Origin of the sequence: Actinophytocola sp. (genome assembly GCF_036002505.1) — a bacterium.
In the GTDB taxonomy this organism is placed as follows: Bacteria; Actinomycetota; Actinomycetes; order Mycobacteriales; family Pseudonocardiaceae; genus DASYTH01.
This window is the reverse complement of the sequence record NZ_DASYTH010000162.1, coordinates 1-11,316: the sequence shown is the minus strand read 5'-3', so window position 1 is coordinate 11,316 and position 11,316 is coordinate 1. Positions and strand designations below refer to the sequence as shown.

Genomic DNA, 11,316 nt, shown 5'->3' with positions numbered 1-11,316 from the left:
AGATGGGTGAGCCGGTCGACGGTGAAGACCCGCTGCCCGTTGACGAAGGCCGAGTAACCCTCCGGCACGCCCGGGTAGTGGGCGACGCCGTCCGCCGGGTCGTCCCAGACGACGCTCAGATCCACGTTGCGGTACTTGAGGTTGGTGACCGTGAAGTGGTCCCAGCCGATGTCGACCGGTGACAGCTCGAGCCGGTCGTCGTTACGCGGCCGCAGGCCCGCCACGTCCTCGATCACGGTCCAGTTGTTGCTGCCCAGGATCGTGTGGTGGATGCCGGAGCGGCCGTCGATGGTCTGGGTGGCCGGATTCCAGTTGAACCAGAACTCGTTGGTGTCCGGGAACTGGGTGTTGCCGCGGATGAAACCGGCCCAGGCGTTCCAGTACAGCAGCTTCTTGTAGTCCTCGGCGGTGATCGCGTTCGTGGTGTAGTTGCGCAGCACCGAGGAGAACAGCCGGAACTGGACGGTCGAGTTGATCTGCGAGAAGTTGTTGGAGCCGGGGAAGCCGTGGCTCGCGGCGTCGGCCTTGTCCGCCTGGTTGGCCGTGTAGAACGGGAAGATCGGGTACTGGGCCGGGTCGGCGAACAGCCGCAGCGCGTTGGTGTACGGCTGCTCGTTCGGGATCGCGCCGACCGAGAACGGGTAGTAGTTGTTGATTTCCTTCCACGGGTCGTGCTCGTTCGTGGCCACCACCCGGTGCTCGAACAGCTGGTCGTCCGGGTTCCACAGCACGGTCAGGATCGCCTGTCGGATCCGCTCGGCGAGCGCGCGCATCTCCGTGGCCTTGGCGGTGTTCCCGAGCTGCTCGTAGGCCTGGGCCGCGGCGAGCGCCCCACTGTACTGGTACGCGGACTCGGCGCGGTCCAGGTTGTTGCCCGGCCGGAAGTCGAAGGAGACCGCGTCGGCGTCGTTGCCGGTGAGGAAGCCGGCGTTGTACTCGATCAGTCCATTGTGGTCACGATCGTAGAAGTCGAGCTGCCCCTTGACGTCACCCTCGGCGTAACGGGCGAGGTTCTCCACGATCGGGGCCTGCCCGCCGTGGATCTGGTAGCTGCGCCAGGCGGCCTCGGCGATGTACTGGGTGTAGCTGTTGCTCCAGTTCTCCGGGTCGCCCGGGTTGTCCATGAACCGGCCGCCGCGCGAGGACTCCCCGGTGGACACCCAGGGGCCGTAGGAGTACATCGGATCGCGCAGGTACTTGAGGTCGTCGATGAACATCGGCACGGTCAGCGCGATCGCGTTGTTGTAGCCGAGGACGCCCTCGAGCGAGGTGGGGAACTGGAAGTCGTTGCCGGGGATGTCGGCGTCGACGAAGTTGAAGCGCATCAACCACCAGCGGTAGTAGATGTACTTCTTGATCGCCGGCTCGGGCACGTCGATGTAGGGGATGTTGTCCGCCCACCACTTGTTGTAGGTGCGCACGTGGGTGGCGAACGCGTCGCCGGCCGAGCGGGCCCGGTAGGCCTCGTACTCGGTGCGGGAGTCGGGGATCTCCTCGGCCGGGAAGCCGAGCTGCACCTTGACGGTGACCGTCTGTCCACTCTCGACGGTGACGGAGCCGGTGAGCCGGCCACCGCTCGGCGTCAGGCCCTGGCCGGACAGGCGCGGGAACACCGTGGTGAGCCGCTCGCCGCGGGAGTTCAGCACGTCGTGCACCCCGGTCAGCTCGGCGCCTTCCGCGGTGCGGGCGAACGGGGAGTCCACGGTCAGCGGCAGCGTCTGGGTCGCGGTGCCGGTGTTGGTGATCGACACGTTGGTGACGGCCACGTTGTTCTGGGTGATGAACTTGCGGACGTCGGCCCGCAGGCTCAGGTTCGCGTTGGTGTAGACGCCGCTCCAGTAGCTGGGGGTCTGCAGGCGCTGCGCGGGGTTCTCGGCGAAGCCGCCGGGGCCGATCGTGATCGCGTACCCGTTCTGGTTGGCGAACGCGTCGAAGAACTCGTTGTAGTAGGCGATCCGGCCACCGAAGCCGATCACCGAGTTGCTGTGCTGGCGCAGGTAGACGGCCCGGCCGCGGGTCATCAGCCAGTTCCCGGCCGGGTCCGGGCCCGTGCGGGCGAGCAGCCGGTCCATCCAGAAGTCGGTGCCGGCCGACTCGCGGTCGTAGATCGCGCGCAGCATGTTGCCCGGCGTGTACTGGACCGGTTCGACGGGCAGGTTCGGTCCGGTGAAGGTGGGATAGCCGAGGGTCTGCTCGGCCTGAGCTGGTGTGGGTGCGGTCAGCGCGCCGGTGGCCAGCGCGGCAGAGAGCAGGGAAGCCAGCAGTCTCCGGATTGTGGCCACGTTGCCTCCCGAAAACGTTTTCGGCTTCTTGACCGTAGGTGCGCCCGTAGACTGTGTCAAGATTCGAAACGTTTCCTGGAAAGGATCTTGGTGGCCAGGCAGCGCACCCAGGCGGTCACGCTCGCCGACGTGGCCTCACTCGCCGGCGTATCGGTGGCCACCGCGTCCAAGGCGCTCAACGGCCGCGGCGAGGTCGCCCCGGCAACCCGCACCCGGGTGCGCGCGGCGGCGGACAAGCTGGCGTTCCAGCCCAACGCGCTGGCCCGGGCGCTGATCTCCGGGCGCACCCGGACGGTCGGCCTGCTCACCGACGACATGGCCGGGCGGTTCGCCATCCCGATCCTGCTCGGCGTGGAGAACGCGCTCGGCAACGAGCAGATGTCCGTGCTGCTCTGCGACACCCGCGGCGACGCGATCCGGCGCCAGCACTACATCCGCACGCTCCTGGCCCGCCAGGTCGACGGCTTCATCGTGCTCGGCGACAGCAACGACCTGCGGCCCTCGCTCACCGGCGACATCCCGGTGCCGGTCGTCTACGTCTACTGCGAGTCCGACAGCCCGGACGACCTGTCCATCCTGTCCGACGACGCCGGCGGCGCACGGCTCGCCATCGAGCACCTGATTTCCTTGCACCGCCGACACATCGGCCACATCACCGGCCCGTCCAGCTACCGCGCCGCCCGCGACCGGGTCAGGGCGCTGTCGGCCGTCCTCGCCGAGTCCGGGCTGGCGCTGGCCGGCGAGCCTCTCTACGGCGAGTGGTCCCAGGCCTGGGGCCGGCACGCCACCCAGATGCTGCTCGCCGCCCGCCCCGAGCTCGACGCCATCTTCTGCGGCAACGACCAGATCGCCTGCGGCGCCGCACAAACCCTGCACGACCTCGGCCGCGACATCCCCGACGACGTCGCCCTCGTCGGCTACGACAACTGGGAGATCTTCGCCGCCGACTGCCGCCCCCCACTGACCACCGTGGACCTCAACCTCCAACGGTTGGGCGCCACCGCCGTGGAGCGCCTCTTCGCCGCCCTCGACGGCGAACACCCCACCGGCGTCCTCCGCCACCCCTGCCAACTGGTGATCCGGGAATCGACCAGCCCTCTCAGTACAACCGGCGAACCCCTCCGCTGATCGCTGTTTCAGGGCGTTGATGCTCAAATATGAACGTCAACGCCCTGAAACGACGATCAAGCCGCCGGCCTTCCCGCCAGAGCCCGCCGGACCTCGGCTATCACCTGCACCTGTCGGCTGGTCACGTCATGCCAGGTGAATCGGAGAACCGTCCACCCCGCCAGGACGAGCGCATTCTGCCGTTGCCGATCAAGCCGGAACCGGTCGACATCCGAGTGCCATGCCCAACCGTCCACCTCGACCGCCACCCGGGCCACAGGAAAAGCGAGATCGACCTCATAACTACCGACACGGTAGCCACACTCCCAACCGTCGACCCCCGCCTCTCGCAACAGCGCGATCGCCACTCGCTCGGCTTCCGATGCCGCCCGATCGCAGGCCGCGCGCAACAACTCCACGGCCGCCATCGACCCGGCACGACCCAGGTTGCGGCAATGCGCCTGGCGAAGATCCTCAAAGCCGAGGTTGCGCTGCAGAGCCCGATCGAGCAACCGTGGCCCCTGATGGCCCAGTTCGACAGAGGACTCGAGGACCGTCAACGGCACCGCGGTGACCCAGATACCATTCTTCTTGACCCGGTCCACGGCTCCGAGATCACGGCGCCGCAATCGCAAGCCGGGTCGCGTCGTGCGTTTCAGACTCTGCGGCACCGTCAACCCCACGGCAGATGGCGTATCTGGCCACAGCTTGAGCCACCACGCAGCCGCCAGCCCGCTCACCGTCGCTGTCGGCCCGCCCCACAGTGCCGCTCCAACTATCCGCGCCGCCGGTGTCAGCTCATGATCAGCGGCCAGATAGACGCGCGGATACATCCGCATCCATGCCCCGGCGCTCACTCGCCGGCTGATCGCTGCCGAGCTCATGCCTTCGTTCAACGCCTGGGTCCTGCTGATGACTCCGGCCTGTCGACGGAGCACCGTGTCGATACTCATGCCGAGCATCGTGCCGGCGACCACCGACAAGCTTCCGGATCGGTATCTCGCGGGCGCTGCTGGATGGGCAGGTGCTCCACCGGTGGACGACCGGCGGTGCTGCGTCGAGGCGGCTGGTGCGTTGATCGCGACGCGGCGATGTGGAGAACGAAGTCCTGGTCGAGTCCGCGTTCAATACGGTGGTGCACCGCTGGGCGGCCGCCGGGGGTCGTGGACGAGAACCGACCCCTCACCCGGCTCGGCGCCTGGGCGCTGCCACGAGCACTGGCGTGGGCGTGGGGCGAGGGCTTCGACTCGGAACCGTAAGGGGGTGAGCGCCGCCGCGGTCGGAAGCCCTCGGGGTGCGGTCCTCGGGCGCGGCGGCGCTCAGGTCTGTGCCGACCTCATCCCGTGCGGTCGGTCACGGCACACGGGATCGGTCCGGTCGCCGCGCTGGTGAACGTGAATCCGCTCGGTAGCGGGGAGTCCGCCGGGCGGTTGGCATAGATCCCGAAGAACGCCGTCATGCCCGGGGTGATCTGGGCGGTGTTGGACATCGGCCGGAGTGTGGCCACGTCGCCGTTGCGCGAGAGGGTGCTGCTGAAGGTGCCGATCAATGTCTGCGCGGCCGGCAGGGTGAAGGTCGCCGTCCAGTTGGTGACCACGACCGCCGCGGTCATGTTCTCGACGAAGAAGTTCAGCAGGTAGATCTCCGGACTGATGGTCTGCCGCACGACCCGGCAGGTCGGTGCCGGCAGGGCCAGCGTGGTGAACGTGACCGGGTCGGAGCGCTGCGACCGGTTGCCGCTGGGGTCGAGCGCCACCACGACCGCGGTGTACGTGGTGCCCGGCGTCAGCGGCTGCAGGTAGGCGTAGGTGGGCTCGATGAGCGTCGAGGACCAGTCGGTCCAGACCCCGTTGACCTGCCGCTGCACGACGTAGCCGGCGACCCGGTCGTTGTCGGTCGAGCCGCCGGTGTTGATGGTGGCGGACACGATTCCGATCGGGTTCACGCTCGGGGTGGCCGGCTTGGTCGGCGGGACGGTGTCCGGCTGGGTGGCAGCGTGCGCAACGCCTGGGACGGTGCCGGCGCAGAGCAGGGCGAGCACGACGACGAACCGGCGAGCGAGCGAACCCAGGCGATGCTGCATCGCACCATGCTCAACGCCGTGGCGCCGCCGGTGGTCCGATCCTGGACACGGCTGGACAGGATCAGGGCTGGTTGAGGCGGTACTCGGCGTGGACCAGGTCGAGGAGCTCGGTGACGGAGGTGTCGCGGGTGGGTTTGTCGAAGGTGATCTCGCCGTGCTGCAACAGGTTGACGCGGTCGCAGACGTCGACCACCTGGCTGTAGTTGTGGGCGATCAGAATTATCGCGATGTCGCCGCGGGCCTTGAGTTGGGCCAGCAGCTTCAGGATCAGGGTGCTTTCCTTGGCGCCCATGGCGGCCAGGGGTTCGTCGAGCAGCAGCAACTTGGCGCTGGAGTAGACGGCGCGGGCGACGGCGATGGCTTGGCGTTGGCCGCCGGAGAGCAGGCCTACTTCGGCGGTGACCGAAGGAATGTTGATGCCGATGGAGTCCAACGCTTCGCGGGCGCGGCGGCGCATTTCGCGGCGGCGGAGGAACGGTAGCGGGCGGTGCACCAACTCCTTGGAAAGGTGCATGTTGAGGTAGACGGGGAGATCGTTGATCAGGGCGAGGTCCTGGAACACGGTTTCGATGCCGAGGGAGCGGGCGTGGACGACGGAGCGGAGGTGGACGGGCTCGCCGTCGAACAGGATCTGGCCGCCGTCGGGTTGGTGGAAGCCGGTGAGGATCTTGATCAGGGTGGACTTGCCGGCGCCGTTGTCGCCGATCAGGCCGAGGATCTCGCCGCGGCGGACGTACAGGTTCACGTCGGTTAACGCCGAGACCGGGCCGAAGCCCTTGCTCAGGTGCTCGGCGCGGATCACCTCGGGGATGCCGTTGGTGTCGGTCATGTCAGGCTCCGGGAGCCGAGTCTGGCTCGGGCCATGATCAGGCCGGCGTTGAGCGTCATGGCGACCAGGATCGCCACGCCGAGCACGACGTTGAACGCGATCGCGCTGATCCCGACCACGTTGAAGCCGATCTTGACCATGGCCAGCAGCAGCGCGCCGAGGAACGCCCCGATCACCGTGCCGGACCCGCCGAGCAGCGCCGTGCCGCCGATCACCGCGGCCGCCACGGCGAAGAACATGTAGTTGAAGCCGCCGTTGGTCGGGTCGATGGAGCCGACCCGGATGCCCTGCAGGATGCCGCCGATCCCGGCGAACGTGCTGGTGATCGCGAAGTTGGTGATCTTCACCCGGTTCGTTCGGATGCCGGATTCGGCCGCGCCCAACGGGTTCCCGCCGGTCGCCTGGGTGTACACGCCGAACCGGGTGGCCGAGAGCACCACCTGCATCAGCGCGACGATCACCAGCACCCAGAGCAGCTCCGACCACCGCGCCCCGCCGAACACCTCCACCACCCAGTGATCCGTCGGCGCGGCCACCGGGCGGGCGTCGGAGATGATCAGCGTCATGCCCTGCAGGAAGAACGCCATGCCGAGCGTGGTGATGAACGACGGCAGGGTGAGCACGGTCCGGATCAGCCCGTTGATCACCCCGATCAGCGTGGCCACCAGCACCGCGCCGATCACCGCGAGGAACAGCGGCGCCCCGTTGACGGAGAAGAGCATCATCACGAACGGGGTGAGCGCGTACACGTGCCCGGCGGACAGGTCGATCTCGCCGCAGATGAGCAGCATCACCTCACCGGCGGCGATGATCGCCCACGGCGCCAGCTCCTGGGCGATCGTCTGGTAGTTCCCGACGGTGTTGAACCCGGAGCTGCTTGCCGTGAAGTAGATCGCCGCGACGATCGTGACCAGGACGATGCTGAGTTCCTTGACCCGCATCAACCGGAGCAGAAAGTTCATCAGCGGTTCAGCACTTGTGCCGGCGGGAGCGGGATCGCCTTCGGCATGTTGATCACATCGGTCTTGTTGCCGCCCTCGAACTTGCTGTTGGCCGAGAGGTACCCGTCCGCGGTCTCCTTGGTGACGAAGGTGAGCCCGGTGTCGGTCACCGGCGGCGCCACCAGGGTTCCGGACAGCCGGTACAGGTACAGGTAGAGCACCGGCAGGAAGCCCTGCAGGTACGGGGACTGGTCGATGGTGAAGTCGAGGGCGCCGGACTTGACCCCGTTGAGGGTGTCCTGGAGCAGGTCGAACCCGCCGCCGTGGATCTTGCCGGTGAGCCCGCGGTCGGTGATCAGCTTGGCGCAGGCCGCGGTGCTGCCCGCGTCCACCGCGTAGATTCCTTTGGCCCCTTGGTTTCCGGTGTACGCGGCGGTCAGCGCGTTGAGCTCGGCGGCCTGCTCGGCGCCGGTGTTGATGGACTTCACGGTGACGCCCGGCGCGGCCTGCTTGAGCGCGGCGATGATGCCGTCCATCCGCGGCTGCACGTTGTTGCCGCCGGGCTGGGAGATGCCGACCAGGATGTCGCCGGAGGTGACGTCCTTGGCGATGCGCTGCCCCATCTGGAACCCGGACAGGTAGAGGTCCTGGCCGACGTAGGTGAGCGGGTAGTTGTTGGACGCGTTCGCGTTGTAGGCGATCACCGGGATGCCCTTGGCCAGCGCCTGCTTGGTCAGGTCCACGAACGCGTTGTTGTCGGTGAGCGCGATGGCGATGCCGTCGGCGTTGTTGTCCACGGCCGTCTTCATCGCGCTGGCCATCTCGGCGACGTTGCCGTTCTCCGACCCCTGCCACGCCGGTTCAGGGATGCCCAGCAGGGCGGCCGCGTCGGCGAAGCCGGTCCGGGTCGGGGTGAAGAAGGAGTTCGTGGTCACGTGGTTGACGAACACGAACTTCCACTGCGGTGTGCTGGGGAACCGGCCGGCACCCTTGTTGCCGCTGTTGTTGTTCGCGCCCTCCTGGACGCTGCTGCACGCGGCAAGCAGCGCGCCGGCGGCGGCCGCGCCGGTGCCCGCGCCGAGGAACCGCAGCGCCGCCCTGCGCGACGTGGTGCTGGTTACGTCCGTCATCGTCGACCCCGCATCCGTACTCGGCGAGTAGTGCATGAATCATTTGATGATTGGTCCATCTAGTCAAGCCCCGGCGTGCGCCTGCCGCCGCTCCCAGCCCGCACTGAACAGGTTGAAGCTGACCGGGACCCGCGGGTGCTCGGCCAGCACCTCGTGGTTGAGCTCGACCCCGAGCCCAGGCTTGTCCGGCAGCGCGAAGTACCCGTCCACCACCGCGGGCAGGCCGGGCACGCACTCGTTCACGAACGGGTCGGCGAAGTCGTTGAAGTACTCCTGGACGGCGAAGTTGACCGTGGTCGCGGCCAGGTGCACGTTGGCCGCCGTGGACACCGCGCCGCCGACGTTGTGCGGGGCCATCAGCAGGTAGTGCGACTCCGCCTCGCCGGCCAGTTTCTTGGCCTCGAGCAGCCCGCCGGAGTGCGTGATGTCGGTCTGGATGATGTCGGCGGCCTGCAGCTCGAACAGGTCGCGGTAGTCGAACCGGGTGTGCAGCCGCTCGCCGGTGGCGATCGGGATGTCGGTGTGCGCGGCCACCTTGGCCAGGGCCTTGAGGTTCTCCGGCGGTACCGGCTCCTCGAGCCAGGCCGGCCGGTACGGGGCGAGCAGCCCGGCCACCCGGATGGCGGTGGCCGCGCTGAACCGGCCGTGCATCTCGATGTAGATGTCCACATCGGAGCCGACCGCGGACCGGACCGCTTCGACGAGCGAGATCGACCGGGCCGTCTCCTCGGCGTCCAGCTCGAACATGCCGGCGCCGAACGGGTCCAGCTTGAGCCCGCGGTAGCCGCGCTGCACCACCCGGCGGGCGGCCGCGTGGAACTCCTCGGGCGTGCGCTCCACCTGGTACCAGCCGTTGGCGTAGGCCTTGACCCGGTCCCGGACCGCGCCGCCGAGCAGCTTGTACACCGGCAGGCCCAGCGCCTTGCCCTTGATGTCCCAGCAGGCGATCTCCAGGATGGCCAGCGCCGACATGGCGATCTCCCCGGCCCGGGCGAAGTCGTGCCGCACCATCCGGTGCACCAGGCTCTCCACGTCGAACGGGTCGCTGCCGACCAGATGCCGCGGCACCGCCTCGCGCAGGAAGCCGTGCAGCGCATCGGTGTGGTTGAGCATCCGCACCTCGCCGAGGCCGGTGATGCCCTCGTCGGTGAGCACCTCGACGATGGTCAGATTGCGCCATGCCGTTCCCAGCACGTGCGTGCGTACCCCGGTAATCTTCATGTGGACTCCCGAATCGTGACGCTCTCGTGACGTCGGACCGTGTCTATGCAGACGTGGATTCTGCACAACGGAGGTCTGTGGTTGCGTTGGTCTGTGATCAGCGGACCGGTTGGTCACGTGGGCCAGTGGGCGCGAGGGCCGTTCGCTTCCGGCCCAGCGAGGGCAGGCCGGAGGCCTGCCCGGGTGGTCGGACCGGCGACCACCCGCCCAGCCCGCACCGAACATCCGCGAACGCTGCCCTCGCTACGGACACAGTCCACCACTCCCAACCGGTGCTGTGCATAATCCACGATGATGCTAGGACGTTTGACTTTATGTATCAATCATTCGATGATTCGCAGGTGACCGTCGGGGACAGCCCGCTCGGCCGGCATCGCACGATGCACGGCCAGGTGGTGGAGTGGCTCGGCCGGCGCATCGTGTCCGGTGAGCTCTCGCACGGCGCCCAGCTGCCGAACGAGGCGGATCTGGCCGCCCAGCTCAAGGTCAGCCGCGGCGGCATCCGCGAGGCGGTCAAGGCGCTGGCGGCCAAGGGGCTGGTCGAACCCCGGCCGCGGCTGGGCACCCGGGTGCTCCCCCGCGACCAGTGGAACCTGATGGACCGCGAGGTGATCACCTGGCACGGCACGGCGTCCACTCCGGACTTTCTGACCGACCTGCTGGAGCTGCGCCTCATGGTCGAACCGGGCGCCGCGGAGCTCGCCGCCGGCCGGGCCTCCGACGAGCAGCTCGCCATGCTGGAGTCGGCCTACCTCGGCATGGCCGAGCACGCGCCGGGGCTGCCGGACGCCGAGGACGCCTTCGTGCAGGCCGACCTCACGTTCCACCTGACCCTGCTGCGGGCCAGCGGGAACCAGCTCGTCGAGCAGCTCGGCCGGTTGCTCGAACCCGGCCTGCGGCACGGCCTGGAGGCCAGCTCGCACGCGCCCGGCGGGGTGGCGGCCACGCTCCCGCTGCACCGTGCGGTGCTGCTGGCCGTCCGCGGGCGCCGGCCGGCCGCGGCCAGCCGGTCGATGCGCCGCCTCCTCGCCACCACCACCACAGCCGTCCAGCACATGCTCGACCAATGAACCCCGGACCCGGGTCGGCGTGTTGGCCGTCAGCGTTGACATGTTGGCGCCTGGCGTCGCCATGTTGGCGCGTCACGACGTCCACACCGCGCCATGTGCCAACACACCGACGTGGCAAGCCAACACAGCGACGTGAGAGGCCAACACACCGATGAGCATGCTGCGTGCGGTAGTCATCGACGAGCCGGAGCGGTTACGGGTCGCGGCCGCCGAACCGCGCCCGCCCGCCCCCGGCGAGGCGCTGGTGCGGGTGGCCTGGTCCGGCATCTGCGGCTCGGACCGCGAGCTGCTCGCCGGCGGCCGTCCCGAAGGGTTCGTGCGGTACCCGGTGGTGCCCGGGCACGAATGGTCCGGCACCGTGGAGTCGGTCGGCGACGTCCGGGACTCCGCCCTGGTCGGCCGGGGAGTCGTCGGCGAGGGGTTCCGCTCCTGCGGGCACTGCGACGCCTGCCGGCGCGGTGACAACAACCTCTGCACGGCCCCGTATGACGAGACCGGCTTCACCCAGCCGGGCGCCTGGGCGGACTACCTGACCCTGCCGGCGCGCCTGCTGCACGTGCTGCCGGAGGGCAGCGACCTGCGGGCCGCGGCCGTGCTGGAGCCGGCCGCCTGCGTCGCCGCGGCCTGCCTCAAGGCGGCGCCGGTGCCGGGCG

Annotated in this window: 10 protein-coding genes; 3 read left to right on the top strand and 7 right to left on the bottom strand. The window is 68.7% G+C overall.

Annotation, left to right across the window (positions count from 1 at the left end; all coding sequences use genetic code 11):
* Positions 1–2,282 (bottom strand): MGH1-like glycoside hydrolase domain-containing protein (locus tag VGR06_RS14105; RefSeq protein ID WP_327559511.1); only part of this gene is annotated, 2,282 nt, incomplete at its 3' end.
* A gap of 90 nt (positions 2,283–2,372) precedes the next feature.
* Between VGR06_RS14105 and VGR06_RS14100 the strand changes: the two genes are divergently transcribed.
* Complete coding sequence (locus VGR06_RS14100; RefSeq protein ID WP_327559510.1) at positions 2,373–3,410, top strand: LacI family DNA-binding transcriptional regulator; 1,038 nt, start codon at positions 2,373–2,375, stop codon at positions 3,408–3,410.
* Between the two features lie 56 nt (positions 3,411–3,466).
* Here the strand turns inward: VGR06_RS14100 and VGR06_RS14095 are convergent, their stop codons facing one another.
* The 6 genes from VGR06_RS14095 to VGR06_RS14070 all read right to left on the bottom strand — a co-directional run bounded on the left by VGR06_RS14095 (position 3,467) and on the right by VGR06_RS14070 (position 9,593).
* Positions 3,467–4,342: a type IV toxin-antitoxin system AbiEi family antitoxin domain-containing protein gene (locus VGR06_RS14095; protein WP_327559509.1), complete on the bottom strand. Its 876-nt coding sequence runs from the start codon at positions 4,340–4,342 to the stop codon at positions 3,467–3,469.
* Between the two features lie 383 nt (positions 4,343–4,725).
* Positions 4,726–5,472: a cellulose binding domain-containing protein gene (locus VGR06_RS14090; RefSeq protein ID WP_327559508.1), complete on the bottom strand. Its 747-nt coding sequence runs from the start codon at positions 5,470–5,472 to the stop codon at positions 4,726–4,728.
* A gap of 61 nt (positions 5,473–5,533) precedes the next feature.
* Positions 5,534–6,301: an ATP-binding cassette domain-containing protein gene (locus tag VGR06_RS14085; protein ID WP_327559507.1), complete on the bottom strand. Its 768-nt coding sequence runs from the start codon at positions 6,299–6,301 to the stop codon at positions 5,534–5,536.
* Positions 6,298–7,263 (bottom strand): ABC transporter permease, encoded by a 966-nt coding sequence (locus VGR06_RS14080; RefSeq protein ID WP_327559506.1) that lies wholly within the window; start codon positions 7,261–7,263, stop codon positions 6,298–6,300. The genes VGR06_RS14085 and VGR06_RS14080 overlap by 4 nt, the downstream gene beginning before the upstream one ends.
* Positions 7,263–8,372: a sugar ABC transporter substrate-binding protein gene (locus tag VGR06_RS14075; RefSeq protein WP_327559505.1), complete on the bottom strand. Its 1,110-nt coding sequence runs from the start codon at positions 8,370–8,372 to the stop codon at positions 7,263–7,265. The genes VGR06_RS14080 and VGR06_RS14075 overlap by 1 nt, the downstream gene beginning before the upstream one ends.
* A 63-nt stretch (positions 8,373–8,435) precedes the next feature.
* Positions 8,436–9,593 carry a mandelate racemase/muconate lactonizing enzyme family protein gene (locus VGR06_RS14070; protein ID WP_327559504.1) on the bottom strand — a complete coding sequence of 386 codons (1,158 nt, stop codon included), beginning with the start codon at positions 9,591–9,593 and terminating at the stop codon, positions 8,436–8,438.
* A gap of 341 nt (positions 9,594–9,934) precedes the next feature.
* Between VGR06_RS14070 and VGR06_RS14065 the strand changes: the two genes are divergently transcribed.
* Together VGR06_RS14065 and VGR06_RS14060 are read left to right on the top strand one after the other, a co-directional pair.
* Positions 9,935–10,663, top strand: coding sequence for a FadR/GntR family transcriptional regulator (locus VGR06_RS14065; protein WP_327559503.1), 729 nt, complete (start codon positions 9,935–9,937; stop codon positions 10,661–10,663).
* 157 nt (positions 10,664–10,820) lie between these two features.
* The coding region (locus tag VGR06_RS14060) for an alcohol dehydrogenase catalytic domain-containing protein (protein WP_327559502.1) at positions 10,821–11,316 on the top strand (496 nt) is incomplete at its 3' end.

Excerpts from the sequence above, each read along its gene's own strand:
- VGR06_RS14075 (WP_327559505.1), bottom strand. The coding sequence starts at position 8,372 with ATGACGGACGTAACCAGCACCACGTCGCGCAGGGCGGCGCTGCGGTTC.
- VGR06_RS14090 (WP_327559508.1), bottom strand. The coding sequence starts at position 5,472 with ATGCAGCATCGCCTGGGTTCGCTCGCTCGCCGGTTCGTCGTCGTGCTC.
- VGR06_RS14070 (WP_327559504.1), bottom strand. The coding sequence starts at position 9,593 with ATGAAGATTACCGGGGTACGCACGCACGTGCTGGGAACGGCATGGCGC.
- VGR06_RS14085 (WP_327559507.1), bottom strand. The coding sequence starts at position 6,301 with ATGACCGACACCAACGGCATCCCCGAGGTGATCCGCGCCGAGCACCTG.
- VGR06_RS14080 (WP_327559506.1), bottom strand. The coding sequence starts at position 7,263 with ATGAACTTTCTGCTCCGGTTGATGCGGGTCAAGGAACTCAGCATCGTC.
- VGR06_RS14095 (WP_327559509.1), bottom strand. The coding sequence starts at position 4,342 with ATGAGTATCGACACGGTGCTCCGTCGACAGGCCGGAGTCATCAGCAGG.